The 25,354-nt window shown below is 66.4% G+C and carries 19 protein-coding genes, 1 tRNA gene and 2 pseudogenes; 7 read left to right on the plus strand and 15 right to left on the minus strand.

What is annotated here, in order from left to right:
- Positions 1 to 157 precede the first annotated feature (157 nt).
- The 12 genes and pseudogenes from AC099J_RS23740 to AC099J_RS23795 all read right to left on the minus strand — a co-directional run bounded on the left by AC099J_RS23740 (position 158) and on the right by AC099J_RS23795 (position 14,976).
- Positions 158 to 853: a DUF6781 family protein gene (locus tag AC099J_RS23740; protein ID WP_479617761.1), complete on the minus strand. Its 696-nt coding sequence runs from the start codon at positions 851 to 853 to the stop codon at positions 158 to 160.
- 222 nt (positions 854 to 1,075) lie between these two features.
- Positions 1,076 to 2,902, minus strand: a complete 1,827-nt coding sequence (gene typA, locus AC099J_RS23745; protein WP_479617762.1) for a translational GTPase TypA — start codon at positions 2,900 to 2,902, stop codon at positions 1,076 to 1,078.
- Complete coding sequence (gene truB, locus AC099J_RS23750; protein ID WP_479617763.1) at positions 2,899 to 3,852, minus strand: tRNA pseudouridine(55) synthase TruB; 954 nt, start codon at positions 3,850 to 3,852, stop codon at positions 2,899 to 2,901. Before truB ends, typA begins: the two co-directional genes overlap by 4 nt.
- 2 nt (positions 3,853 to 3,854) lie before the next feature.
- A complete protein-coding gene (gene rbfA, locus AC099J_RS23755; protein WP_479617764.1) occupies positions 3,855 to 4,226 on the minus strand; it encodes a 30S ribosome-binding factor RbfA in 372 nt (123 codons plus the stop codon).
- Between the two features lie 18 nt (positions 4,227 to 4,244).
- Positions 4,245 to 6,797 (minus strand): annotated as a pseudogene (gene infB / locus AC099J_RS23760) (translation initiation factor IF-2); the annotation flags it as partial.
- Between the two features lie 56 nt (positions 6,798 to 6,853).
- Positions 6,854 to 7,160 (minus strand): annotated as a pseudogene (locus AC099J_RS23765) (translation initiation factor IF-2 associated domain-containing protein); the annotation flags it as partial.
- Positions 7,161 to 7,184: 24 nt separating this feature from the next.
- A complete protein-coding gene (gene nusA, locus AC099J_RS23770) occupies positions 7,185 to 8,681 on the minus strand; it encodes a transcription termination factor NusA (protein ID WP_479617765.1) in 1,497 nt (498 codons plus the stop codon).
- Positions 8,682 to 8,748: 67 nt separating this feature from the next.
- The gene (locus tag AC099J_RS23775; protein ID WP_479617766.1) at positions 8,749 to 9,360 is read right to left on the minus strand and encodes an LSm family protein; all 612 of its coding nucleotides are present in this window, start codon (positions 9,358 to 9,360) and stop codon (positions 8,749 to 8,751) included.
- A 152-nt stretch (positions 9,361 to 9,512) separates the two neighbouring features.
- The gene (locus tag AC099J_RS23780) at positions 9,513 to 11,126 is read right to left on the minus strand and encodes an ABC transporter ATP-binding protein (protein ID WP_479617767.1); all 1,614 of its coding nucleotides are present in this window, start codon (positions 11,124 to 11,126) and stop codon (positions 9,513 to 9,515) included.
- Entirely contained in the window at positions 11,123 to 12,172 is a 1,050-nt protein-coding gene (locus AC099J_RS23785; protein ID WP_479617768.1) for an ABC transporter permease, read from the minus strand. The genes AC099J_RS23780 and AC099J_RS23785 overlap by 4 nt, the downstream gene beginning before the upstream one ends.
- Positions 12,172 to 13,206, minus strand: coding sequence for a microcin C ABC transporter permease YejB (locus AC099J_RS23790; RefSeq protein WP_479617769.1), 1,035 nt, complete (start codon positions 13,204 to 13,206; stop codon positions 12,172 to 12,174). The genes AC099J_RS23785 and AC099J_RS23790 overlap by 1 nt, the downstream gene beginning before the upstream one ends.
- A gap of 9 nt (positions 13,207 to 13,215) precedes the next feature.
- Positions 13,216 to 14,976: an extracellular solute-binding protein gene (locus AC099J_RS23795; RefSeq protein WP_479617770.1), complete on the minus strand. Its 1,761-nt coding sequence runs from the start codon at positions 14,974 to 14,976 to the stop codon at positions 13,216 to 13,218.
- Positions 14,977 to 15,142: 166 nt separating this feature from the next.
- Between AC099J_RS23795 and fabI the strand changes: the two genes are divergently transcribed.
- Both fabI and AC099J_RS23805 read left to right on the plus strand, forming a co-directional pair.
- On the plus strand, positions 15,143 to 15,925 hold the full coding sequence (gene fabI, locus AC099J_RS23800; protein WP_479617771.1) for an enoyl-ACP reductase FabI: 783 nt from the start codon (positions 15,143 to 15,145) through the stop codon (positions 15,923 to 15,925).
- 13 nt (positions 15,926 to 15,938) lie between these two features.
- Positions 15,939 to 16,775: a DNA ligase gene (locus tag AC099J_RS23805; RefSeq protein WP_479617772.1), complete on the plus strand. Its 837-nt coding sequence runs from the start codon at positions 15,939 to 15,941 to the stop codon at positions 16,773 to 16,775.
- 6 nt (positions 16,776 to 16,781) lie between these two features.
- On the opposite strand, the gene AC099J_RS23810 is transcribed toward AC099J_RS23805, so the two are convergent.
- Positions 16,782 to 19,136, minus strand: coding sequence for an Orn/Lys/Arg family decarboxylase (locus AC099J_RS23810; RefSeq protein ID WP_479617773.1), 2,355 nt, complete (start codon positions 19,134 to 19,136; stop codon positions 16,782 to 16,784).
- Between the two features lie 131 nt (positions 19,137 to 19,267).
- Here AC099J_RS23810 and AC099J_RS23815 point away from each other — a divergent pair, with 131 nt between their 5' ends.
- From AC099J_RS23815 to AC099J_RS23835, 5 genes are all read left to right on the plus strand, one after another.
- Positions 19,268 to 19,696 carry an NfeD family protein gene (locus tag AC099J_RS23815; RefSeq protein WP_479617774.1) on the plus strand — a complete coding sequence of 143 codons (429 nt, stop codon included), beginning with the start codon at positions 19,268 to 19,270 and terminating at the stop codon, positions 19,694 to 19,696.
- Positions 19,697 to 19,738: 42 nt separating this feature from the next.
- On the plus strand, positions 19,739 to 20,650 hold the full coding sequence (locus AC099J_RS23820) for an SPFH domain-containing protein (protein ID WP_479617775.1): 912 nt from the start codon (positions 19,739 to 19,741) through the stop codon (positions 20,648 to 20,650).
- 18 nt (positions 20,651 to 20,668) lie between these two features.
- The gene (locus tag AC099J_RS23825; RefSeq protein WP_479617776.1) at positions 20,669 to 21,046 is read left to right on the plus strand and encodes a DUF2237 family protein; all 378 of its coding nucleotides are present in this window, start codon (positions 20,669 to 20,671) and stop codon (positions 21,044 to 21,046) included.
- 24 nt (positions 21,047 to 21,070) lie between these two features.
- Positions 21,071 to 21,161, plus strand: a tRNA-Ser gene (locus AC099J_RS23830).
- Positions 21,162 to 21,332: 171 nt separating this feature from the next.
- Complete coding sequence (locus AC099J_RS23835) at positions 21,333 to 22,517, plus strand: tyrosine-type recombinase/integrase (RefSeq protein ID WP_479617777.1); 1,185 nt, start codon at positions 21,333 to 21,335, stop codon at positions 22,515 to 22,517.
- On the opposite strand, the gene AC099J_RS23840 is transcribed toward AC099J_RS23835, so the two are convergent.
- Together AC099J_RS23840 and AC099J_RS23845 are read right to left on the minus strand one after the other, a co-directional pair.
- Entirely contained in the window at positions 22,498 to 23,127 is a 630-nt protein-coding gene (locus tag AC099J_RS23840; protein ID WP_479617778.1) for a hypothetical protein, read from the minus strand. The genes AC099J_RS23835 and AC099J_RS23840 overlap by 20 nt on opposite strands.
- 1,048 nt (positions 23,128 to 24,175) lie before the next feature.
- Positions 24,176 to 25,264, minus strand: a complete 1,089-nt coding sequence (locus AC099J_RS23845) for an alpha/beta fold hydrolase (RefSeq protein WP_479617779.1) — start codon at positions 25,262 to 25,264, stop codon at positions 24,176 to 24,178.
- Positions 25,265 to 25,354: the final 90 nt, after the last annotated feature.

Consider the following 25,354-nt stretch of genomic DNA (forward strand, 5'->3'; position numbering starts at 1 on the left):
AGCCGGTGGGCGCCGGCCTCTCGCAAGACCTGCAGGAGACACTGCAGGGTTAGTCATATACCGCCCCAGGCAGCGAATGCGATCAAGGCGATGGCGACGCTGGCGAAGCACGCGGCGGCCGGTCGACGACCGGGGCCGCAGCGACGCCCGGCCCTGGTCAGCGGCTCTTGCGTGCCGCCGCAGGCGCCGCCTTGGCCCCGGCGCCCGACGACATGGCCTCGGACATGCCGATCAGCACGCCGCTGACCAGCGTGGCGTACTGGTCGATGAAGACCTGGGCAGCGCGTTGGTTGAACTCGCGGCCCTCGCGCGTGGCAGTGCGAGCCCGCTCCATCAGCGCGTCGACAGCGGTGCTGGCGGCCTGGCCGGTGGCGCTGTCACCCTGGCCGAAGAGCTTGAGCGCTTGGTCCAACGCGCCCTGCAGGGGCGCCATGTTGGCGCCGGCGGTGGCCTTCTTCATGGTGTCGAAGACCATGTCTTCCATCTTCTCGATGTCGGCAAGGGCCTTCTTCACGTGCTTCTCGCGCAGGTCGGCGCCCTGGTCCAGCAGCTGCTGCAACGCGCGCTGGCTGGCCTGCACGGCCTGCTGTACGGCGCTGTCCACGCCGGCCACGGCCTGGCCCAGCATGGCCTCGGCATCCACACCCTGGGTGTTGCGCGCGGTGCCCGTGGCGGCCGCCTGCGTGACGACCTTGACCACGTCCTTGATGGCCTTGATCGTCAGCTCGCGCTGCTGCAGCGCCTGCAGTGTCGCGTCGTGCACGGCCTTGCGCAGGGCTGCGCCCTGCTTGGAAGTCGCCTGCTCGTACTGCGAAATCAGTGCGTCGGTGTCGATGCCGAGTTTGCCTGCCATGTGGTGTCTCCTGGAGCTGATGGATTGGTGCGGGCGCCCCCGTGACGCCCGGGCGCCATCTTGCACGAATGCGGCCGGACGGCGATGGTTTTTCACGCGAGCGGATCCGGCTTTGACTCTGGACAACCAGACGGCCCCATGCAAAACGGGCCGCGCCAGCCCATGCAGCGAAGCCCGTTCGGCACATACCGCGACCTGGCTGTGCCAGGCCGCACACCCTGATCAGCTGTCCCGCGATGCGCGCTTGCGCTCGTGTTCCTTCAGATGGCGCTTGCGCAAACGGATGCTCTTGGGCGTGATCTCAACCAGCTCGTCGTCCTCGATGAACTCAACGCCGTATTCCAGCGTGCAGTCGATCGGCGGCGTGATCTTGATTGCGTCTTCCTTGCCGCTGACGCGGAAGTTGGTCAGCTGCTTGGTGCGCGTGGCGTTGACCACGAGGTCGTTGTCACGGCTGTGGATGCCGACGATCATGCCCTCATACACCGGGTCGTTCGGGCGCACGAACATGCGGCCACGGTCGTCCAGTTTGCCCAGGGCGTAGGTGAAAATTTCACCGTCGTCCATGGAGATCAGCACACCGTTCTTGCGGCCGCCGATGTCGCCCTTGTGCGGCTCGTAGCTGTCGAAGATGTTGCTGATGAGGCCCGTGCCGCGCGTGAGGTTCAGGAACTCGTTCGAGAAGCCGATCAGGCCCCGCGCAGGGATGCGGTATTCCAGGCGCACGCGGCCACGGCCGTCCGGTTCCATGTTGACCAGCTCGCCCTTGCGCTCGCCCAGCGCCTGCATCACGCCACCCTGGTGCTGGTCTTCGATGTCGGCCGTCACCATCTCGATGGGCTCGTGGCGCTCGCCGTCGACGGTGCGGAACACCACGCGCGGCTTGGACACGGCCAGCTCATAGCCCTCACGGCGCATGTTTTCCAACAGGATGGTCAGGTGCAGTTCGCCGCGGCCCATCACCTCGAAGATGCCTTCTTCGTCGGTTTCCTTCACGCGCAGAGCCACGTTGTGTTGCAGCTCCTTTTGCAGGCGGTCCCAGATCTGGCGGCTGGTGACGAACTTGCCTTCGCGGCCGGCCAGCGGGCTGGTGTTCACGCAGAAATTCATCGTCAGCGTCGGCTCGTCGACCTTGAGCATGGGCAGCGGCGCGGGGCTGGTCGGGTCGGTGATGGTGACGCCGATGCCGACATCCGTGATGCCGTTGATCAGCACGATCTCGCCCGGGCCGGCCTCCAGGGCCTGCACGCGCTCAAGGCCCTGGAAGGTCAACACCTGGTTGACGCGGCCCTTCACGGCCTTGCCATCGGGGCCTTCCATGACGACGACGTCCATCATGGGCTTGATCGTGCCCTGGCTGATGCGGCCCACACCGATGCGGCCGACGAAGGTGGAGAAGTCCAGCGCCGAGATCTGCAGTTGCAGCGGCGCGGCCGGGTCACCCATTTGTGCCGGCACGTGTTGCAGCACGGTATCGAACAGGGCCGACATGTCCGGGCCCCACTGCTCGTTGGGCTCACCCTCGACCAGCGACGACCAGCCGTTGATGCCGGAGGCATAGACCACGGGGAAGTCGAGCTGCTCGTCGGTGGCGCCGAGCTTGTCGAACAGGTCGAACGCGGCGTTGACGACGTAGTCCGGGCGGGCGCCTGGCTTGTCCACCTTGTTCACGACCAGGATGGGTTTCAAGCCCAGGGCCAGCGCCTTCTTGGTCACGAAGCGGGTCTGGGGCATGGGACCCTCTTGCGCATCGATCAGCAGCACCACGCCGTCGACCATGGACAGCGCGCGCTCGACTTCACCGCCGAAGTCCGCGTGGCCCGGGGTGTCGACGATGTTGATGTGCGTGCCCTTCCAGGTCACGGCGCAGTTCTTGGCCAGGATGGTGATGCCGCGCTCTTTCTCGATCGCGTTGTTGTCCATCACCGTGTCGACCACTTTTTCGTGCTCGGCGAAGGTGCCCGACTGGCGCAGCAGCTGGTCGACCAGCGTGGTCTTGCCATGGTCGACGTGGGCGATGATGGCGATGTTGCGGATTTGTTTGCTCATATGGGGCTTCCTAGGATCTGTTGAATTTCGGGGGGGCTGAGCAGCCGGGATGGAATCAGTTCGCCGGCCTTGGCGTGGGCGGTGCCGAGCAAGGCGGAGGGTTCAGCGCCGAACACCGCGACGCGATCCGCATCGGGCCAGGCACCGCGCCGGCGCAGGCCGGACAGGAAACGGCCAGCATCTTCAACGCCCAGCGTGACGCAGGTGTGATCGCCCAGCAGCGCCTGCGTGGGCAGGATGGCCGCCTCGCGCTCGGGCTCGGCCATCGCCGTGAGCGCCTCCAGCGTGACGCACTGCGCGATGTCGAACGGGCCGGTGGCCACGCGGCGCAGCGCCACCAGGTGGCCGCCGCAGCCCAGCGCCTCGGCGATGTCTTCGCCCAGCGTGCGGATGTAGGTGCCTTTGGAACAGTGCACCTGCAAGCGCAGGAACGGTGCATCGCCCTGCAGCTGCATGTCCAGCAGCTCCAGGTCGTGGATGACGACGTGGCGCGCCGCCCGCTCCACCGTCTGGCCGGCGCGGGCATATTCGTAAAGGGCCTTGCCGTCCTTCTTGAGCGCGCTGTGCATGGGCGGCACCTGGGCGATGGGGCCCATGAACCGGTCCAGCACGGAGACGACCTGGCCAGGCGTGCAGGCCACGGGCCGCTCGCGCAGCACCTCGCCCTCGGCGTCGGCCGTGGTGGTTGTGCGGCCCAGGCGCACGGTGGTCTCATACGTCTTGTCGGCGTCCAGATGCAACTGGCTGAACTTGGTGGCCGCGCCGAAGCACAGCGGCAGCACGCCGGTGGCCAATGGGTCCAGCGTGCCGGTGTGGCCGGCCTTTTCGGCGCGCAGCAGCCACTTGGCCTTTTGCAAGGCGTCATTGCTGGAGAGGCCCAGCGGCTTGTCGAGCAGCAATACCCCATGCACAGGGCGCCGCTGCACCCTGGTGCGTGGTGGCGCTGGCATGTCTAGTCTTCTTTCGCCCGCGACGCGACCGCCTTGGCGATCAAGGCATTCATGTCGGCCGCGCGCTCGGTGGTGCGGTCGAACTGGAAGTGCAGCGTGGGCACCGTGTGGATGTGCAGCCGCTTGAACAGGTGGCTGCGCAGAAAGCCGGCCGCCTGGTTCAACGCGGCCTCGGTCTCCACCGGGTCGCCCACCAGCACGCTGAAGAACACCTTGGCGTGGGCGTAGTCGGGCGTGACCTCGATGCCTTGCACCGTGACCATGCCCACGCGCGGGTCCTTCAGCTCGCGCGCGAGGATCTCCGTCAGATCGCGCTGGATCTGATCGGCCACCTTCAGGCTGCGGTTGGGCGTGGCGGACTTCTTGGCGGGCATGGTGTTGGCTCCTCGCGCTTACAGCGTCCGGGCGATTTCCTTGACTTCGAAGATCTCCAGCTGATCGCCTTCGTGGATATCGTTGTAGTTCTTGAGCTTGATACCGCACTCGAAGCCTTCGCGCACTTCGCGGACATCGTCCTTCATGCGCTTGACCGACTCAATCTCGCCCGTGTAGATGACAACGTTCTCGCGCAGCAGGCGGAAGTGCGCATTGCGCTGCACCACACCGTCCAGCACGTAAGAGCCCGCGATCGTGCCGATCTTGGTCGCCACGAACACCGTGCGGATCTCGGCATGGCCGATGATTTCTTCGCGCTTCTCGGGTGCCAGCATGCCGGCCATCGCGGTCTTCAGCTCGTCCACGGCGTCATAGATGATGCTGTAGTACTTGATGTCGACGTCGTTGCCCTCGGCCAGCTTGCGCGCGCCGACATCGGCCCGCACATTGAAGCCGATCACGATGCCCTTGGACGCAATCGCCAGGTTGATGTCGGATTCGCTGACGCCACCGACGCCCGCGTACACCACCTGCACCTTGACCTCTTCGGTCGAGAGCTTGAGCAGCGACTGCGACAGCGCTTCCTGCGAACCCTGCACGTCGGCCTTGATGATGATGGGCAGGGTCTTGACCTCGCCCGCCGACATGTCGGAGAACATGTTCTCCAGCTTGGCGGCTTGCATCTTGGCCAACTTGGTGTTGCGGAACCGGCCGGCACGGTAGGTCGCGATCTCGCGCGCACGGCGCTCGTCGGCCATGACCATGAACTCGTCGCCGGCCTGCGGCACTTCCGTCAGGCCCTGGATCTCGACCGGGATCGACGGGCCGGCAGACTTGGCCGGCTTGCCGTCCTCGTCCACCATGGCGCGCACGCGGCCCGAGGTCGAACCGGCCAGCACCACGTCGCCCACCTTCAGCGTGCCAGACTGCACCAGCACCGTGGCCACCGGGCCGCGGCCCTTGTCCAGTCGCGCTTCGATGACCAGGCCCCGGGCAGAGGCCTCGACCGGAGCACGCAGCTCCAGCACTTCGGCCTGCAGCAGCACTTGCTCCAACAGTGCGTCGATGCCGACGCCGGTCTTGGCCGAGACTTCGACGAACGGCGAATCGCCGCCGAATTCCTCAGGCACGACCTGCTCGACCACCAACTCGTTGCGCACACGCTCGCTGTTGGCACCGGGCTTGTCGATCTTGTTGATCGCCACCACGATCGGCACCTTGGCCGCCCGTGCGTGCTTGATAGCTTCGCGCGTCTGCGGCATGACGCCGTCGTCGGCCGCCACCACCAGAATCACGATGTCGGTTGCCTGCGCGCCGCGGGCCCGCATGGCCGTGAACGCCTCGTGGCCGGGGGTGTCCAGGAAGGACACCATGCCGCGCGCGGTCTGGACATGGTAGGCACCGATGTGCTGTGTGATGCCGCCGGCTTCGCCCGCCGCCACCTTGGCACGGCGGATGTAGTCCAGCAGCGAAGTCTTGCCGTGGTCCACGTGGCCCATGACGGTGACCACCGGTGCGCGCGGCAGGGACTCGGCCTGCTGCGTCTGCACTTCTTCCTCCGTGAACGCTTCCGGATCGTCCAGCGAGGCGATGACGGCGGTGTGGCCCATCTCCTCGACCACGATCATGGCGGTGTCCTGGTCCAGCGGCTGGTTCATGGTGACCATCTGGCCCAGCTTGATCAGGTGCTTGATGACCTCGGACGCCTTGATCGACATCTTGTGCGCCAGCTCGGCCACGGTGATGGTCTCGGGCACGTGCACTTCCAGAATGCGCGCCTCGGCCTGCGCCGCCGGCATCTGCTCGTCGCGGTGATCGCGGTGGTCGCCACGGCGGCCACGCGGGCCACCACGCCAGTTGCTGCGGCCCACGCCGCCGCTGGTATCGCCACGCGTCGGGATCGCCTTCTTCTTGGCCGGATCACCCGCCCAGCTGGAGGACAGCTTGGCAGACTTGACTTCCTTGCCAGGGCCTGCAGGTGCGGCAGCGGGCGCACCGGGGCGCGCCACGGTGCTGCCGGCGGCCGGCTTGTGCAGCGTGCCCTTGACACCAGGCTTGGCGACTTCCGGCGGCTTGACGACGGGCTTGGGCTCTTCCTTCTTGGCGACCAGCACCTTCTTGGGTGCGGCCATCATGGAACGGATGGCGGCGGCTTCGGCTTCGGCCTTGCGGCGGCGCTCGCCCAGGTCGCGGGCACGTGCGGCTTCATCTTCGGCACGGGCTTTGGATTCCGCAGCAGCGGCAGCGGCCTTCTCGCGCTTGGCCTCGTCGGCCTTGAGCTGCGCGTCCGACACTGCAGGTACGGGGGCGGCTGCGGCAGGCACTGGCTCAGCCGCACGGCTGGCGCCGGCGGCGGCTTGCGCCTGCGCCTGCTGATCCAGCCGGCGCGCCTCGGCAGCGGCGGCCAGCTCGGCGGCTGCGGCTTCACGCGCGGCCTTCTCGGCGGCCTCGCGCTCGCGCTGCTCCTGGGCTTCGCGCTGGCGGCGCTGCTCTGCCAGCTCTTCCTCCTGGCGGCGGATCAGCTCGGCCTGCTCACGCGCCATTTCCTCGCGCCGTGCCAATTCGGCGTCTTCGGCGCCGGTGTCGGCCTGGCCTTCGTCGACCACACCTTCCTGGCCTTCGTCGGACGCGTCATCGCGCTTGATGAACGTGCGCTTCTTGCGCACTTCCACCTGGATGGTGCGGGCGCGGCCGGAGGCATCGGCCTGCTTGATCTCGGTGGTCGACTTCTTGACCAACGTGATCTTCTTGCGCTCGGCCGACAGCGTGCCATGGCTGGCCTGCAGGTAGCTCAGGAGCTTTTGCTTGTCCGACTCCGACAGGACATCGGAGGAAGAGTTCTTGGCGACACCCGCACCCTTGAGCTGCTCGAGCAAGGTTTCGGCGGGCTTCTTCAGTTCGGTGGCGAATTCAGCGACGGTAGTGGTGGACATGTGTAGTGCGACCTTTCATGACCATTACTCTTGAGAAGCGGCGTCACTGGCAAACCAGTGTTCGCGCGCCTTCATGATCAGGGCCGTGGCCTCGTCCGCAGACTGGCCGGTAATTTCGGTGAGTTCATCGACGGCCAGATCGGCCAAATCGTCGCGGGTGTTCACCCCGTTCGCCTGCAGCTTGGCAATGAGGTCGGCCTCCAGACCGTCCAGGTCGCGCAAGTCCTGCGAAACCCCATCCACGCCTTCTTCTCTGGCAATTTCCATGGTCAACAGCGCATCCTTGGCGCGCGACCGCAACTCGTTGACGGTGTCCTCGTCGAAGCTTTCGATCTCCAGCATTTCCTGCAGCGGCACATAGGCCACTTCTTCCAGGCTGGTGAACCCCTCGGAGATCAGGATGTCGGCGATTTCTTCGTCGACGTCGAGCTTTTCCATGAACAGCTTGCGGCTGGAATCCGTCTCGTCGGCCTGCTTCTGCGCCGACTCGGCCGCGTCCATGATGTTGATCTTCCAGCCGGTCAGCTCGGACGCCAGGCGCACGTTCTGGCCACCGCGGCCGATCGCGATGGCGAGGTTTTCCTCGTCCACCACCACATCCATGGCATGACGCTCCTCGTCGACGACGATGGAAGACACGTTGGCCGGCGCCAGTGCACCGATCACGAACTGCGCCGGGTCTTCGCTCCACAGCACGATATCCACCCGCTCGCCGGCCAACTCGTTGGTGACGCCGTTCACACGCGTGCCGCGCACGCCGACGCAGGTGCCGATCGGGTCGACGCGCTTGTCATGCGAGAGCACCGCGATCTTGGCGCGCGAGCCAGGGTCGCGGGCGCAGGACTTGATCTCCAGCAGGCCCTGCTCGATCTCGGGCACTTCCTGGCGGAACAGTTCGATCATGTACTCGGGCGCGGAGCGCGACAGGATGATGGGCGCGCCGCGCAGCGTCAGGTCCACCTCCATGATCATGGCCCGCACGCGGTCGCCGGTGCGCAGGTTTTCCTTGGGGATCATCTCGCTGCGGCGCAGCCGGCCTTCGACGCGGCCGCTCTCCACGATGATGTCGCCCTTGTCCATGCGCTTGACGGTGCCGACGAAGATCTTGTCGCCGCGCGACATGAAGTCGTTCAGCAGCATCTCGCGCTCGGCGTCGCGGATTTTCTGCAGGATCACCTGCTTGGCGGCCATGGCACCGATGCGGCCGATCGGCACGGAATCGACCGGCTTTTCGATGAAGTCGCCTTCCTCGATGTCGGAGATGTCCTCCTTGACGTCGGTGAACAGCTCCTCGGCCTCGGGGTTCTGCAGGCCGGCCGCATCGGGCACGACCAACCAGCGGCGGAAGGTCTCGTAGTCGCCGCTGTCGCGGTCGACGGCGACACGAATGTCCACCTCGCCCTGGTAGAGCTTTTTCGTGGCCTGGGCCAGCGCAGCCTCGACCGCGCCGAACACGACATCGCGCTCCACGTTCTTCTCACGCGAGATCGCGTCGACCAACATCAACATTTCGCGATTCATGTCACGAATCTCCTGCTTGCATCCACACCAAAAAACCTGGGCGCCGAACACCGGGCCCGCCACCCCGTCAGTCCGACTCGGCGCCAGTGCCCCCCCGGCCCTTGAAGTTCACCACGGGCGCCAGGCGCGCGTCGCGCAACTCGTCCAGCGCAAAGCCCAGCACGTTGACCGGCGGCGGCACGCTGTTCTTGCTGACCTTGCGGCCCGGCTTGACGGTAGGCGTCTGCCCGGGCTTGGGCGCGGGCGGCTCCTCGATCCACAGCAGCTGCCACTGGGCAGGACCACCGGGCTCGACCGGCGCAACACGCGCCAGCGTGCCGCGAAATTTCTTGCGGCTGGCATGCACCTGGCCAGCTGCGGCCGCGCCCAGCGGCGCCTTCAGCGTCAAATCGACCAGTTGACCGACAAAGCGTTCGAAATCCGATTCGCGGCGCAACGGCCGGTCGATGCCGGGCGACGACACCTCCAGGCGCTGGTACTCCACGCCCTCGACTTCCAGGCCGAACTGCAGCTGGCGCGTGACCTTTTCGCAGTCCTCGACCGTGATGAACTGGTCGGTGCCCGGCACCCAGGGATGGTCGATCGTGATGCGCAGCAACCCGCCAGCGGAGCGCTCGATGTCCACCAACTCGTACCCCAGACCTTGCACGGTCTTGTCCACCAGGTCCTGCAGCGCCACGGCTCTCCTTCAAACTTGCCGAATCCTCAAAAGCGTTCGACCAAAAAAAACGGGCGGTAAATACCCGCCCGTTTGGTCGTGAAGCAGCGATTGTAGCGCAGATCGAGGCTTATTGCCTTGGTTTCACACGCCCCTGAACGTATGCGGCGCCGTCACCGCGCGGCCGCTTCGACGAGGCGGCGCGTGTAGGGATGGCTCGGCGCTTCCAGGATGTCGTCGACCGTGCCGGATTCGACGACGGCTCCGTCTTTCATGACGATGACCCGGTGCGCCATGGCGCGCACCACATCGACATCGTGGGTGATCAACAGGTAGGCCAGGCCGCGTTCGCGCTGCAGAGACTGCAGCAGTTGCAGCACCTGCTTCTGGATCGTCACGTCCAGCGCGCTGGTAGGCTCGTCCAGCACCAGCAGGCGCGGCTCGACGATCAGCGCCCGGGCGATCGCCAGACGCTGGCGCTGCCCGCCCGAGAACTCGTGCGGATAGCGCTGCAGCAGCGCGGGGTAGCGTTCGGGCGTGATGCCCACGCTGGCCAGCGTCTGCAGCACCCGCTGGCGCCGCTGGTCGACGCTCAGGCCCGGTGCATGCACGCGCAAGCCCTCGCCCACGATGTCTTCCACGGTCATCCGCGGCGACAGCGAGGAGAACGGGTCCTGAAACACCACCTGCACGGCACGGCGCAGCGCCAGGTTGGCTTGCCGGTCAGCGCTCCAGTGGCCGCCGGTCACGTCCAACCCGCCCTCGAACGGCAGCAGGCCCAGCGCTGCCAGCGCCAGCGTCGACTTGCCCGAGCCCGATTCGCCGATCACACCCAGCGTCTGCCCTGCCGGCACCTGGAAATCGGCGTTCTGCACGGCAACGAAAGACCCTCGGCGGAACCAGCCCCGCATGCCGGCGATCGGCACCGGGTAGGAGACGCGCACGCCGTGACCTTGCATCAGCACAGGACTGTCGGGCACGACGGCCGGAACGTCACGGCCCGGCCGGCTGTCGATCAGTCGGCGGGTGTAAGCATGGCGCGGTCGTTCGAATACGTCGACCACACGGCCCTGCTCCACGATGTGGCCGGCCTCCATGACCGCCACGCGGTCGGCGAAGCTGCGCACCAGGTTCAGGTCGTGCGTGATCAGCAGCACTGCCATGCCGTTCTTGCGCTGCAGATCGGCCAGCAGTTCGAGGATCTGCGCACGCAGCGTCACGTCCAGCGCGGTGGTGGGCTCGTCGGCCAGCAGCAGCGCCGGCTTGCACGCCAGGGCCATGGCGATCATGGCGCGCTGGCGCTGCCCGCCGGACAGCTGGTGCGGATAGGAAGCCGCCCGGCGCTCGGGCTCGGGGATGCCGGTATCGCCAAGCAGGCGTACCGCCTGCGACCAGGCTTCGCCGCGCAACAGGCCCTGCTTGAGCTGCAAGACCTCGGCGATCTGCTCACCGACCGGAAACAGCGGGTTCAGAGCCGTCATCGGCTCCTGGAAGATCATCGCGATCTCCTGCCCACGGATGGCACGCAGTTCGCGCAGCGGCAGCGTCGCCAGGTCGACCCAGCCTTGGCGGCTCTGGAACAACTGCTGGCCGCTGACAGTGGCGTCGGCCACCAGGCGCAGCAGGCTGAGCGCAGTCACCGTCTTGCCGGAACCCGATTCGCCCACCAGCGCCAGCTTTTCGCCCGGCGAGATCGTGAAGTCGGCGCCGTGCACGACCACGGTGGCGCCGAAGGCCACGCGCAGTTGCTTGACGTCCAGCAGCAAGCCGTGTTCCGCCTGGTTCATTTGTCGGCCTTGCGCGGATCCAGCGCGTCGCGCAGCGCATCGCCCATGAAGGTCAGCAACAGCAGCGTGACCATCAACACGCCGAAGGTGGACATGGAAATCCACCAGGCATCGATGTTGGCCTTGCCCTGGTTCAGCAGCTCGCCAAGCGACGGTGTGCCCGGCGGCACGCCGAGGCCCAGAAAGTCAAGCGATGTCAGCGCCAGGATGGCCGCGCTCATGCGAAACGGCAGGAAGGTCACCACCGGCACCATGCTGTTGGGCAGGATGTGGCGCCACATGATCTGCAGGTTGGACACGCCGAGAGCGCGCGCGGCCCGCACATAGTCCATCTGCCGGTTGCGCAGGAACTCGGCCCGCACGTAGTCCGACAGGCCCATCCACCCGAACAGCGACAGCAGCACCAGCAGCAACGCCACGCTGGGCGCGAAGATGGCGCTGAAGATGATGAGCAGGTACAGCTCGGGCATGGAGCCCCAGATCTCGATCAGCCGCTGGAACACCAGGTCCGTGCGCCCACCGGCATAGCCCTGGATGGCGCCGGCCACCACGCCCAGCACCACGCCGATGGCCGTGAGCGCCAGGGCGAACAACACGCTGACGCGGAAGCCGTAGATCAGCAGTGCCAGCAGGTCGCGCCCGCGGTCGTCCGTGCCGAAGTAGTTCTCCGACGAGGGCGCAGCCGGGTTGGGCGAGGTCGCGAAGTAGTTCAACGTGCGCGGCCCATACGGGTTCGGCGCATAGACGGCCCAGTTGCCGCCCTGCGTGATGCGCTCGCGGATGAACGGGTCCAGGTAGTCGGCCGGCGTCTCGAAATCGCCACCGAAGGTCTTCTCCGAATAGTCGCGCAGCACGGGGAAATAGGTCTGGCCCTCGTAGTGCACGACCAGCGGCTTGTCGGTGGACAGCACCTCGGCGAACAGGCTCAGCACCACCAGCGTGCTGAAGATGACCAGACTCCAGAAGCCCAGGCGGTTGCGTCGGAAGCGCTGCCAGGCGCGGCGGCCGGGCGAGAGATGGGCGGCGAGAGGAGCGATGTCCGTCATCAGTCGAACCTGACCCGTGGGTCGACCCACACGTAACACAGGTCCGAAATCAGCTTGGTCACGAGGCCGATCAGCGTGAACAGGTAGAGCGTTCCGAGCACCACCGGGTAGTCGCGCCGGATCACGCTCTCATAGCTGAGCAGCCCCACCCCATCGAGCGAAAACAGCGTCTCGATCAGCAGAGACCCCGTGAAGAAGGCGCCGATGAACGCCGCCGGAAAGCCCGTGATGATGGGAATCAGCGCGTTGCGGAACACGTGCTTCCACAGCACCTTGCGCTCGTCCAGGCCCTTGGCCCTCGCTGTCAACACGTACTGCTTGCGGATCTCTTCGAGGAACGAGTTCTTGGTCAACATGGCCGTCACCGCAAAGCTGCCGAGCACCATGGCCGTGACCGGCAGCGTGATGTGCCACAGGTAGTCGACGATGCGCGCGCCCCAGCTCAGCTGCTCCCAGTTCGACGATGTCAACCCGCGCAGCGGAAACCACTGCAGTTGCCCGCCGAAGATCACCAGCAGCGCCACACCCAGCACGAACCCCGGAATCGCGTAGCCGACCAGCACGATCAGCGTCGTCAGAAAATCGAAGCGCGAGCCCGCCCGCACCGCCTTGGCCACGCCCAGCGGCACGGCGATCAGGTAGCTGATGAAGAAGGTCCACAGCCCCAGGCTGATGGACACGGGCAACTTCTCCTTGACCAGTTCCCACACGGCCTTGCGCTGGTAGAAGCTCTGGCCGAGGTCCAGCTTGGCAAACGACTTCAGCATCAGCCAGAAGCGCTCGTGCGCCGGCTTGTCGAAGCCGTAGAGCGTGCGAATTTCCTCCACGCGCTGCGGGTCGAGCCCCTGGCGGCCACGGTAGCCGGCGCCACTGGCAGCGGCCCCCTCGCCGCCCGAATCACGCCCTTGCAACTGCGCCACCATCTGCTCGACCGGCCCGCCCGGCACGAACTGGATCACCGCAAAGGTCAGCAGCAGCACGCCGAACAGCGTGGGCACCATGAGCAGCAGGCGTTTGAGGATGTAGGCGGCCATGGTGTCGTGCTACTTATTCGACGCAGACGCCCACCACGTGGCGGCGGCCCAGGTACCGGCGTCGTAGTACGGCGGAATCACATCCGGCAGCACAAAGCGCTGCGGCCGATAGCCGATCAGGAACGCACTGCCGTAGTACTGGGGCACCGAATAGTGGCCGTGCGACAGCAAGCGGTCCAGCACGCGCATGGCGGTGGCCAACTCGGGCCGCGTGGTGGCGCCGACCACCTTGCGCACCACGGCATCGATCGCCGGGTCGCTGATGCCCCAGATGTTGGACGAGCCATTCGTGGCTGCCGCCTCCGAGCCGAAGCGCTCCAGCAGCTCACCCCCCGGCGCCGCGCTGCCCGGCAGCCGCACCGAGGTCATCTCGAAGTCGAAAGTGTCCATGCGCTGCTGCGACAGCGAGAAATCCACCGTCCGAAAACTGAGCGCGATGCCCAGCTTGCGCAGCGCCGACTGGTAGGGCGTGGCCACGCGGATCAGGGACGGCTGGTCGTTGAGGAACTCGATGGTGAACGCCTCGCCTTGCGCGTTGCGCAGCGCGCCGTCGCGGTAGGTCCAGCCCGCTTCGGCCAGCAGTGCGCGCGCCTTGCGCAGGTTCTCGCGCAGGCTGGCGGGCGGGGCCGTGCTGGCGGACAGCAGCGCGGGGCCGAACACCTCGGCCCGCAGTTGGGCACGCAACGGTTCCATCACCGCCAGCTCATCGGCCTTGGGCAAGCCTTCGGCCTGGAACTCGCTGTTCGGAAAGTAGCCGTTCACGCGCTGGTACAGGTTGTAGAACAGCTGGCGGTTCAGCCATTCGAAGTCGTAGGCCAGTGCCAGCGCCTGGCGCACGCGCACATCCTTGAACTTGTCCTTGCGCACGTTGATCACGTAGCCTTGGAAGTCGCCGGGGTTGCGGTTCGGAAACGCGCGCTTGACCACCTCGCCGCGCTCGAAGACCTTGCCGTAGTACTGGCGCGCCCAGTTGCGCGAGGTGAACTCGCGCATGAAGTCGTACTCGCCGGCCTTCAATCCTTCGAAGCGCGAGGTGTCGTCCAAGTAGATCTTGTAGGTGACGCGCTCGAAGTTGTAGTGCCCGCGCCGCACCGGCAGCTGCGCGCCCCAGTAGTCGGGATCGCGCTCGTAGGTGATGTCACGCCCCAGCCGCGGGTTGGCAATCTTGTAAGGCCCCGACGCGATCGGCACCTCCGTCGTGATCTGGTCGAACGGCTTGCCCGCGCCCCACTGCCGGCCGAACACCGCCATGCCACCCACCACCAGCGGCAGCTCCGGGTTGGGGGTCTTGAAGTCGAAACGCACGGTGCGCTCGTCCAGTACGCGTGCGCTGCGCACTTCGGCGTAGATGCTGCGGAACTGGGGCGCTGCCAGCTTGCCGATCAGCGTCTCGAACGAGTGCACGACGTCAGCCGCCAGCACCGGTGAGCCATCGTGAAAGCGTGCCTTGGGGTTCAGGCGGAAGGTGGCCGAGAGCTTGTCCGGCGCCACGCTCACGTCTTCTGCCAGCAGCCCGTAGGCCGTGGTCGCCTCCTCCAGGTTGCCGGTGAGCAGGCTTTCGAACACGAGCCCACCCATCCCGTACGGCGCCGTGCCCTTCAACGTGAACGGGTTGAACTTGTCGAAGTTCGTCGGCCGCGTCGGCGGCACCATGCGGATCTCGCCTCCCTTGGGGGCATTCGGGTTCACGTAGGCGAAGTGGGTGAAGTCCGGGCCGTACTTGATGTCGCCGAACTGGGCGTATGCGTGGGCGGCCCAAGCCGGTGACATCACCAGCAGGACCAGCCAACAACACAAAATCCGCATGCGACAATTCTGCATCAATCCTCCAGCGCCTTCGGAGCAAGCCCTGTTCAGATGGGTGTGTTCCGCCGCTTCGTGATCGGCTCGGAGCAGCAAGGCGCGGACTTCACACAGCCGCGCGAGACACGACACCATGGGTTTTCTTACCGGCAAGAAGCTGCTGATCACGGGCGTCCTGAGCAACCGCTCCATCGCCTACGGCATCGCCAAAGCCTGCCACGCGCAGGGCGCCGAGTTGGCCTTCAGCTACGTGGGCGAGCGCTTCAAGGACCGCATCACCGAGTTCGCCGCCGACTTCGATTCCAAGCTGATCTTCGACTGTGACGTGGGCGACGACGCGCAGATCGAAAAGCTGTTCACCGACCTGGCGCAGACCTGGCCAAAGATCGATGGCTTCGTGCACAGCATCGGCTTTGCGCCGCGCGAGGCCATTGCCGGCGACTTCCTCGAAGGCCTGTCGCGCGAGTCCTTCCGCATCGCGCACGACATCAGCGCCTACAGCTTTCCGGCCATGGCCAAGGCCGCCCTGCCCTACCTCAACGACAAGTCCGCGCTGATCACGCTGACCTACCTGGGCGCCGTGCGCACCGTGCCCAACTACAACACCATGGGCCTGGCCAAGGCATCGCTCGAAGCGTCGGTGCGCTACTTGGCCGGCGCGCTCGGCCCCAAGGGCATACGCGTCAACGGCGTGAGTGCCGGCCCCATCAAGACGCTGGCCGCCAGCGGCATCAAGGGCTTTGGCAAACTGCTGCCGGCCGTGGCTGCGGTCTCGCCGATCCGGCGCAACGTGACGATCGAAGACGTCGGCAACGTCGCGGCCTTCCTGCTGTCCGACCTGGCCGGCGGCGTGACGGCCGAGATCACCTATGTCGACGGCGGGTTCAGCCAGGTCGTCGGCGGGCTCGAAGAGTAACCGGCTGACCACCATGCTGCAGCGGCGCTCCATCCTGTTGGCGGCGCTGCTGGCAGCCATTGCGCCAGCGCGCGCCGCAGCGCCCAAGCTGATGCTGGCCAACGTCTACCGGCGCGGGATGCCGCTTGCGGACTATTGGGTCAGCGAAAAGTACGACGGCGTGCGTGGCTACTGGGACGGGCGCCAGCTGTGGACGCGTGGCGGCGAAGCCATCGTGCCGCCGGCCTGGTTCACGGCACCGCTGCCCGACCAACCGCTGGATGGCGAACTGTGGGCCGGGCGTGGCCGCTTCGAGCAAGCGCTGTCCACCGTGCGCAGCCAGACGCCGAGCGAAACGGCCTGGCGCGCGCTGCGCTTCATGGTGTTCGATCTGCCGGCCGAGCCTGGCGACTTCGACCAGCGCTTGGCCGCACTGCGCCGGCTGCTCCCGCTCGCCGCCGCGCCCTGGGTCGTGCCCGTGCCGCAACAGCGCGCCACTACGCATGCGGCGCTGCAGGCGCAACTGGACAGCACCGTGCGCGCAGGCGGTGAAGGCCTGATGCTGCACCGGGGCACATCCCCTTACCGCAGCGAGCGCAATGACGATCTTCTGAAGTTCAAGCCGCATGACGACGCCGAGGCGCGCGTCATCGCGCACATTGCCGGCAAAGGCAAGCACGCCGGCCGCATGGGGGCGCTGCTTGTGGAGACCGGCGAGGGCCTGCGCTTCCGAGTGGGCAGCGGCTTCAGCGACGCCCAGCGCGCCGCCCCGCCACCCATCGGCAGCCTGGTCACCTACCGCTACAACGGGCTCAACGAGAGCGGCGTGCCGCGCTTTGCGCGCTTCGTGCGTGTACGCGAAGCGCCCTGACAAACGTCAGATCGTGCGGCCGTACGGCCCGCTGCTGCCGACCTGCACAAAGTCCTCGATCTGCGAGACGACTTCGGATTCGGGCATGGGCGTGCCATCGGCCACGCAGTCGGCAAAGTAGCTGATTTTGCCGTTCTCGTCCGCGGTTTCCACCAGGCCGTGGATGTCGGTCTCAAAGCCCGGGCACAGCACGTTGAACTCGCGCGAGAACTTCAGGTAATCGACGATCTTCTTGTTGAAGACCTCGCCCGGAATCAGCAGCGGGATGCCCGGCGGGTACGGCGTCACCAGACTCGTGGTGATGCGCCCTTCCAGCTCGTCGATCGGCACGCGCTGGGTCTTGCGGTGCGCGATGTGGGCATAGGCGTCGCTGGGCTTCATCGCGGGCGTCAGGTCCGACAGGTACATCTCCGTCGTCAGCCGCGCGATGTCGTACTTGGCGTACAGCGTGTGCACGTGCTGGCACAGGTCGCGCAGGCCCATGCGTTCGTAGCGCTTGTACTGCTGGCAGAACTCCGGAAGGATGCGCCACATCGGCTGGTTCTTCGCGTAGTCGTCCTTGAACTGCTGCAGCGCGGCCAGCATGGTGTTCCAACGGCCCTTGGTGATGCCGATCGTGAACATGATGAAGAAGCTGTAGAGCCCCGTCTTCTCCACGATGATGCCGTGCTCGGCCAGGTACTTGGTGACGATGCTGGCCGGGATGCCCTCGTCGGCGAACTTGCCGTCCAGGTCCAGGCCAGGCGTCACCACGGTCGACTTGATCGGGTCCAGCATGTTGAAGCCGTCGGCCAACTCGCCGAAGCCATGCCACTTGGCAGTGCGCTCGTCGCCCTTGATGATCCAGTCGTCCGCGCGGCCGATGCCCTCATCGACCAGATGCTCCGGCCCCCAGACCGTGAACCACCATTCGTCGGGGCCGAACTCCTCCTGCACCTTGCGCATGGCGCGGCGAAAGTCCAGCGCCTCCAGGATGCTCTCTTCCACCAGCGCCGTGCCGCCGGGCGGCTCCATCATGGCGGCCGCCACGTCGCAGCTGGCGATGATGGCGTACTGCGGGCTGGTCGAGGTGTGCATCAGGAACGCCTCGTTGAACAGGTGGCGGTCCAGCTTGCGGTTCTGCGAATCCTGCACCAGCACATGGCTGGCCTGGCTGATGCCGGCCAGGAGCTTGTGCGTGGACTGCGTGGCAAACACCAGCGCTTCCTTGGGCCGCGCGCGGCGCTTGCCCATGGCGTGGTAGGCACCATAGAACGGGTGGAAGGCCGCATGCGGCAGCCAGGCCTCGTCGAAGTGCAGCGTGTCGACGTAGCCGTCCAGCATGCCCTTGATGGTCTCGGTGTTGTAGAGCACGCCGTCGTAGGTCGACTGCGTCACCGTCATCACGCGCGGCTTCACCGTGTCCGCATTCACGCCCGCCAGCAGCGGGTTGGCGCGGATCTTGGCCTTGATCGCTTCGGGCTCGAACTCGCTTTGCGGGATCGGCCCGATGATGCCGAAGTGGTTGCGCGTCGGCTTCATGAACACGGGGATCGAGCCGGTCATGATGATGGCGTGCAGGATGGACTTGTGGCAGTTGCGGTCCACCACCACCACATCGCCCGGCGCCACCGTGTGGTGCCAGACCATCTTGTTCGAGGTGCTGGTGCCGTTGGTCACGAAGAAGCAGTGGTCCGCGTTGAAGATGCGCGCCGCGTTGCGCTCGCTGTCGGCCACCGGGCCGGTGTGGTCGAGAAGCTGGCCCAGCTCCTCGACCGCGTTGCAGACGTCTGCTCGCAGCATGTTCTCGCCGAAGAACTGGTGGAACATCTGGCCGACCGGGCTTTTCAGAAAGGCCACACCCCCAGAGTGACCGGGGCAGTGCCACGAGTACGAGCCATCCTCGGCGTAATCGAGCAGCGCCTTGAAGAACGGCGGCTGCACGCTTTCCAGATAGCTCCTGGCTTCGCGGATGATGTGGCGAGCCACGAACTCCGGCGTGTCCTCGAACATGTGGATGAAGCCGTGCAGCTCACGCAGGATGTCGTTCGGAATGTGGCGCGACGTCTTGGTCTCGCCATAGACGTAGATCGGCACTTCCAGGTTCTTGCGCCGCACCTCTTCGATGAACTTGCGCAGGTTCAGCACGGCTGGATCGAGATCCGGTCCGGGCGAGAACTCTTCGTCGTCGATCGACAGGATGAAGGCACTTGCCCGGCTCTGCTGCTGCGCGAACTGCGATAGGTCGCCATAGCTGGTGACGCCCAGCACTTCCAGCCCTTCGCTCTCGATGGCCTGGGCCAGCGCACGAATGCCGAGACCCGACGTGTTCTCGGAGCGGAAATCCTCGTCGATGATGACGATGGGAAAACGAAACTTCATGCGGGACTCCGGCCCATCGGGGCGTGGTGAAAAACGACAGGCGCGAAGTGTAAGGACATTGGATGACAGAGCGTTTGGCGGCCGCTGCTTTTGTCCCACAATCAACGCGGATCAACGCAAGGGGCATGGGCATGGGCATCGCGGACTCGACCTTCTGGTGGCTGTTGGCCGGCACCTGCGTCGTGCTGGAACTGGTCACCGGCACCTTCTACCTGCTGATGCTGGCCATCGCCGCCGCCGCCGCCGCCCTGGCGGCCAGCTTCGGCCTGGCGATGACAGGGCAGATCGTGACGGCCGCACTGGTCGGCGGCGGTGGGGTCGCACTCTGGTATGCGCTGCGCGGCCGCCAGTCGGATGCTGCGTCCCGGGCCAACGCCGACATGAATCTGGACATTGGCGAGACTTTGTCAGTGGAGCAGTGGAATGCCGACGGAACCGCCTCCGTACACTACCGAGGCGCCCGCTGGACCGCGGTCCAGCACGGCTCCTCGCCACCGCAGGCCGGCCTGCACCGGGTGGTGGCGGTGGTCGGCAACCGCTTGATGGTCGACAAGGCCTGAGCAGCCGGGCGCGTCTTCACAACAAATCAAACGGAGGTCAGGATGGAAATTGCGCTCGTGCTGCTGGTGATCGCGGTGGTGTTCGTCTCGCGGTCGGTCAAGGTTGTGCCGCAACAGAACGCCTGGGTGGTGGAGCGCCTGGGCAAGTACCACGGCATCCTCACACCGGGCCTGAACTTCCTGATCCCTTTCATCGACAAGGTGGCCTACAAGCACAACCTGAAGGAGATCCCGCTGGACGTGCCCAGCCAGGTCTGCATCACGCGCGACAACACGCAGCTGCAGGTGGACGGCATCCTGTACTTCCAGGTCACCGACCCGATGCGCGCCAGCTACGGCTCGTCCAACTACATCATGGCCGTCACGCAACTGGCGCAGACGTCGCTGCGCAGCGTCATCGGCAAGCTGGAGCTGGACAAGACCTTCGAGGAGCGCGACATCATCAACGCGCAGATCGTCGCGGCCATCGACGAGGCCGCGCTGAACTGGGGCGTCAAGGTGTTGCGCTACGAGATCAAGGACCTGACACCGCCCAAGGAGATCCTGCACGCCATGCAGGCGCAGATCACGGCCGAGCGTGAAAAGCGCGCGCTGATTGCCGCCTCCGAAGGCCGGCGCCAGGAACAGATCAACATCGCCACCGGCGAGCGCGAGGCCTTCATCGCGCGCTCCGAAGGCGAGAAGCAGGCCGCCATCAACGAAGCCCAGGGCGAGGCCGCAGCCCTGACCGCCGTGGCCGAAGCCACGGCCCAGGCCATCGAGCGCGTGGCGGCCGCCATCCGCCAGCCCGGCGGCGCCGAGGCGGTGCAGCTCAAGGTGGCGGAACGTGCGGTGGACGCCTATGCCAAGGTCGCGGCCGACGCCAACACGACGCTGATCGTGCCGAGCAACATGACGGACACGGCCGCACTGATTGCCTCGGCCATGAAGATGGTGCAGCTGCCCCGGGCCTGATCGATGGAGGACGGCGTCATGGACCACAACGTGCTGGGCTCCGAGCTGGTGCCATGCTCCTATGCGCCGCTCACTGGTTACTTTCGCGACGGCTGCTGCCGCACGGACGAGACCGACGGCGGCACCCACGTCGTGTGCGCGCGTGTCACGGCCGAGTTCCTGGCCTTCTCGCGGCGCCGTGGCAACGATCTGACGACGCCGCGCCCTGACCTGCGCTTCGCCGGCCTCGAACCCGGCGACCGCTGGTGCCTGTGCGCGAACCGGTGGAAAGAGGCGCATGAAGCCGGCTGCGCGCCCCACGTGGTGCTGGAGTCGACGCACATCAGCGCGCTGGAATTCGTGCTGCTCGAAGACCTGCAGCGCCACGCCTGGCCACAGCGCAGCGCGTCGACCTGACGCTGATATACTCGCGGGCTTCGCGGAGCGGTGGATGAGTGGTTTAAGTCGCACGCCTGGAAAGCGTGTGTGGGTTAATAGCCCACCGCGGGTTCGAATCCCGCCTGCTCCGCCAAAATCACATTTCTGAGCATTTCATCAAGGCTCAGCAAGTCTCAAGAAAGCCCTGTAGAACATTGTTTCTACAGGGCTTTTTCTTTTTTTAGGCTATTCCCAAGCAAATGCCGGTTGCATGTCGCCTCATCCAAGCGCACACTTTTATGGGGGGTCCTATGGGGGGTCTGCGATGCCCGTACATGCCAAACCACTCAGCGCCATCGAGATCAAGCGGCTCATCACACCTGGATTGCATCCTGTCGGGACGGTCGCCGGCCTGCGCCTGCAGGTCAAGAATTCTGGCGCCAAGTCGTGGATCCTGCGCACCACGATAGGCACCCGGCGCGCTGAACTTGGGCTGGGCGGCTACCCGGCCGTGACCCTGGCCCAGGCCACCCAACGTGCGCGTGAATCGTTGAACAAGATCCGCACAGGCGTTGACCCCCTGGCCGAGCGTCGCACAAAGCGGGCAGTCATGGCGTGGACGTTCCAGCGCAGCGCCGAGGCCTACATCGAGGCGCACAAGGCAGGCTGGAAGAACGCCAAGCACCTGAGCCAGTGGAAGAACACACTCGCCGCCTACGTCTATCCGAAGATCGGCGCCAAGCATGTGCGGGACGTCACCAAGTCCGATGTGCTGGACGTCATCGAGCCGTGCTGGTCCACCAAGAACGAGACGATGGTCCGGGTGCGCAGCCGCGTCGAGTTGGTGCTGGCCTATGCCATGCAGCGTGGGTACCGCCCGGAGGGACTGAACCCTGCGCGCTGGCGTGGCAACCTGGACGGCGCGCTGCCGAAACCATCGAAGGTCAACGAACGCGTGCATTTCGAAGCTTTGCCGATCGACGGCATGCCGGGGTTCATGCGCCGCCTGCGTGGTGCCGCCGGTGCCAGCGCCAGAGCCCTGGAGTTCAGCATCCTGACCGCCAGTCGTACCGGCAGTGTGCGCATGGCCACATGGAGCGAGGTCAGCTTGGACAAAGGGATCTGGACCATTCCCAAGCAGCACATGAAGTCCGGGCGGGCACACCGTGTCCCGTTGTCCCGCGATGCCGTTTGCCTGCTACGCGACCGCCCACGAAGCCACGACGTGGACCTCATCTTCCCTGGCGCGTCGGGTCGGATGCCCCTTTCCGACATGTCGCTGACTGCGGTGATGCGTCGGTTCAAGTTGAGTGCCGTGCCGCACGGTTTTCGCAGCACGTTTTCGGACTGGTGCGCGGAGCGCACCAGCACGCCCCCAGAAGTGCGCGAGATGGCGCTTGCCCACGCCATCGGCGATGAGACCGAAGAAGCCTATCGCCGCGGCGACCTGTTCGACAAGCGGCGGCATCTGATGGAGCTATGGGCCAATTTCATTTCGGGGCGACCCTAGGCGTTCTGAATGTCAGGGCACCGACCAGATCACGCGCCCAGCTGCACCAGGCCGCGTTGCCGCCGACGTGGACACGTCGACCGAAATCCGCAGGCCCCAGGCATGCGGTCTGTGTCCGGCCCCCTGGGCGTGTAGCCGACTGTCGAAACCATGGGCCCGCTTCTCCCGTGCTGCGGGGGCAGGCCGCCACCGCGCCGGCGGCAAAGTCTGTCCTGCGATCTGGAAGGCGCACACGTTGTCGAACAGCGGCTCCTTGACCTCGTGATTGCGGTGCTCCGCGACCGCCGCCTTGACCGCTTTCTTGAACAGCAAGGAGCCGCCGCCCACCAGAACGATGTTCTGCAGGCTTTCCGGGTTCGATCCACTGGCGCATGGTCGAGACGGCCTGCTGCGCCACGCTTTCGGCGAGCGGCAGGTGCTTGCGGATGTCATCGGGCCTCTGGAAGACCTGCGGCGATTTGCCGGTGCGCAGCGCGAGGTCGATCGCGTCGAAATCCCGGTCAGGCATGCCGATGTCTTTGGAGATCTCCTGGGCCACCAGCCGCAGCACGTCGGACATGCCCCGGTTGATGGAACTCGATTGCTTCTGCGCCAAGCGCATGCCTCGCATCACCAGCCCGTCGAAGGTCCGCGACCCGGGTCGATGACCAGGCTCTGCTCGGCGCCGATGGTGGCCATCTTCTCGTGGGCCGCCGCGTAGTGCACCAGTGCGCCTGCAGCGGGTCGCATCCGTCCGACCCATTGGTGGCTTCGGGTTGGAAGGTGATTGCCATGCGGCGAAACGCTCTCCGAGGCAGGTGCTGATCGCGTCCAGCCGGGCCTATCGCGCGTGGCGGCTTGCGCCGATGGCGCTGCACGAGAACCTGCTCCTCCACGGCGACTTGGCAGCGCTGGCGTCCGGCCGCCTCGGCCTGGGCGACCCGGTCGAGATGGTGGTCATGTTCGCGTGTGAGCCCTGCGGGCAAGCTGGAACGCGTACGGCCCGGCCAGGCGTCGACCATCGGTCGGGAGCGCGGGCTGCTGGCCCGGGTGACGCGCGGCGGCACGCTGGCCAGGGCGATGCGATGCCGTGGCGGCCTGCGCAGGGCGCGAGATCTTCTGCACTGCTGAGCGACCACTGGCGCGAGCGTGCGCAGGGGGTTTCCCGTGAGGTTCCACCGGGGCGCTGGGTCACGTATGGCCGCCTTGCCGAGCTGGCCGGAGTCGCGCCGGGGTACTGCCGCGCATTTCCCCGCGTGTTGGCACCGCTTCGAGAAGGCGCGCGCGCCGGAGTCGCCGCCGAAGAAAGCAGGCACGGGCCGCCTTGGGATGGGGACGGTCTGTACGACGGGCTCGAGCGCGTCGCGGGGGCCGACGCGAGGAACTGATCGGCCTCCTGCAATGGCCCGCCATGGTGGCGTCGCTGGCGGTCGCGCGGCTGGTAGCGTCCAGTTCTGAACGGCGGCGCGCCAACGGCCTCTACGTTTTCCTGCCCAGCAACGTGCTCTGGGTTGTCTGGGGTCTCCACGCAAGGGTGGACGCTGGTCGGACTGCAGATGGGCCTTGCGGTGATGAACATCCGTCGCCTGAAAAAGAACGACGCGGACGCGCCAGGGCGCTGACGCGCGCCGTGCCGGGGCCCGTGGCGAACGCCACGACGTCGGTTCAAGAGGTAGCCGTCAAGACCCCCGGTCGCGTACGTACACGATCGCCTCAGCACGCGTGCGCACGCCCAGCTTGTCGAAGATGCTGGACATCTGGTTGCGCACCGTCTTCTCGCTTTTTTGCAACTGCTGTGCGATGGCCTGGTTGTCCAGGCCGAGGGCCACGAGGCGCAACACCTCGCGCTCGGCCGGCGTCAGCGCCGCATCGACGGCGCTGACGGTGGCGCCGGCCTGCGCGGCGCCCAGAAAGCCGCGCAGTTCGGCCAGGAAGGTGGACCACGCCGGTTCGGTCTCCAGCAGCACATGGTTGTCGCTGTGCAGCGGCACGAAGCGCGCGCCCGGGATCAGCGCCGCCAGACGCAGCCCTTCGTCGAACGGCACGCGCGCATCGCCGCGCGCATGCAGCACCAGTGTGGGCAGCTGCAGCTGGCGCGCCAGGTCGGTCACGTCGATACGGTGGAACGCATCGAGCGTGCGCGCTGCGTTCTCGGGGCTTGCGGTCAGACGCTCCAGTTCGTTCCACCACTGGTGCTGCGCCGGCGTACCACCGGGGATGAACTGGTTGGTGAACACCTGGCGGAAGGCGGCGTTGTCGCGGCCCCAGCCCAGGCGGATCAGGTTGACCAGCGTCTCGGCCTCCAGCAGCTCGGCGTCGCTGGTGGCACGCCGCCGCGCGCCGCGGGCGTAGGCGCCGTGCAGGACCAGGTGCGATACCTTGTCGGGGTGGCGTTGCGCATAGGCCATCGCCACCGCGCCGCCCTGCGACATGCCGATCAGCGGAAAGCGGCGCAGCCCCAGGCTGTCGACCACGGCCTCCAGGTCGCCGACCCAGGCGTCGAGCGAGAAGTCGGCCACCGCGCTGTCGGACAGGCCGCAGCCGCGCTGGTCGTAGCGGATGTACTGGTGGTCGCGCGCGAGCTCGGCCAGCCAGGGGCGCCAGACGGGGCTGTGCAGATCGTGCTCGACATGGCTCAGCCAGTGCGCGGCACGCAGCAGCGGCGGGCCGGAGCCGATCGACGCCATCGCGATGCGCGTGCCGTCGGCCGCGATGCAAAAGCGCAGGCTCTGGCGCGGCGGCGGCGGCGGACTCTGGGCAGCGGGCATGCACGATTGTCTCGCGCCTGGGCCGTGCGTCCCATGCCTGGACACCAGCGCCCTGCCCCGCTGCGGCGCATGGGACAAGCGCCCCATGCG

The organism is Rhodoferax sp. RT4P68, from assembly GCF_056521305.1.

Coding starts and splice junctions, on each gene's coding strand:
- AC099J_RS23740 (WP_479617761.1), bottom strand. CDS start 853: ATGGCAGGCAAACTCGGCATCGACACCGACGCACTGATTTCGCAGTAC.
- typA (WP_479617762.1), bottom strand. CDS start 2,902: ATGAGCAAACAAATCCGCAACATCGCCATCATCGCCCACGTCGACCAT.
- truB (WP_479617763.1), bottom strand. CDS start 3,852: ATGCCAGCGCCACCACGCACCAGGGTGCAGCGGCGCCCTGTGCATGGG.
- rbfA (WP_479617764.1), bottom strand. CDS start 4,226: ATGCCCGCCAAGAAGTCCGCCACGCCCAACCGCAGCCTGAAGGTGGCC.
- nusA (WP_479617765.1), bottom strand. CDS start 8,681: ATGAATCGCGAAATGTTGATGTTGGTCGACGCGATCTCGCGTGAGAAG.
- AC099J_RS23780 (WP_479617767.1), bottom strand. CDS start 11,126: ATGAACCAGGCGGAACACGGCTTGCTGCTGGACGTCAAGCAACTGCGC.
- AC099J_RS23785 (WP_479617768.1), bottom strand. CDS start 12,172: ATGACGGACATCGCTCCTCTCGCCGCCCATCTCTCGCCCGGCCGCCGC.
- AC099J_RS23790 (WP_479617769.1), bottom strand. CDS start 13,206: ATGGCCGCCTACATCCTCAAACGCCTGCTGCTCATGGTGCCCACGCTG.
- AC099J_RS23795 (WP_479617770.1), bottom strand. CDS start 14,976: ATGTCACCGGCTTGGGCCGCCCACGCATACGCCCAGTTCGGCGACATC.
- fabI (WP_479617771.1), top strand. CDS start 15,143: ATGGGTTTTCTTACCGGCAAGAAGCTGCTGATCACGGGCGTCCTGAGC.
- AC099J_RS23805 (WP_479617772.1), top strand. CDS start 15,939: ATGCTGCAGCGGCGCTCCATCCTGTTGGCGGCGCTGCTGGCAGCCATT.
- AC099J_RS23810 (WP_479617773.1), bottom strand. CDS start 19,136: ATGAAGTTTCGTTTTCCCATCGTCATCATCGACGAGGATTTCCGCTCC.
- AC099J_RS23815 (WP_479617774.1), top strand. CDS start 19,268: ATGGGCATCGCGGACTCGACCTTCTGGTGGCTGTTGGCCGGCACCTGC.
- AC099J_RS23820 (WP_479617775.1), top strand. CDS start 19,739: ATGGAAATTGCGCTCGTGCTGCTGGTGATCGCGGTGGTGTTCGTCTCG.
- AC099J_RS23825 (WP_479617776.1), top strand. CDS start 20,669: ATGGACCACAACGTGCTGGGCTCCGAGCTGGTGCCATGCTCCTATGCG.
- AC099J_RS23835 (WP_479617777.1), top strand. CDS start 21,333: ATGCCCGTACATGCCAAACCACTCAGCGCCATCGAGATCAAGCGGCTC.
- AC099J_RS23840 (WP_479617778.1), bottom strand. CDS start 23,127: ATGCGAGGCATGCGCTTGGCGCAGAAGCAATCGAGTTCCATCAACCGG.
- AC099J_RS23845 (WP_479617779.1), bottom strand. CDS start 25,264: ATGCCCGCTGCCCAGAGTCCGCCGCCGCCGCCGCGCCAGAGCCTGCGC.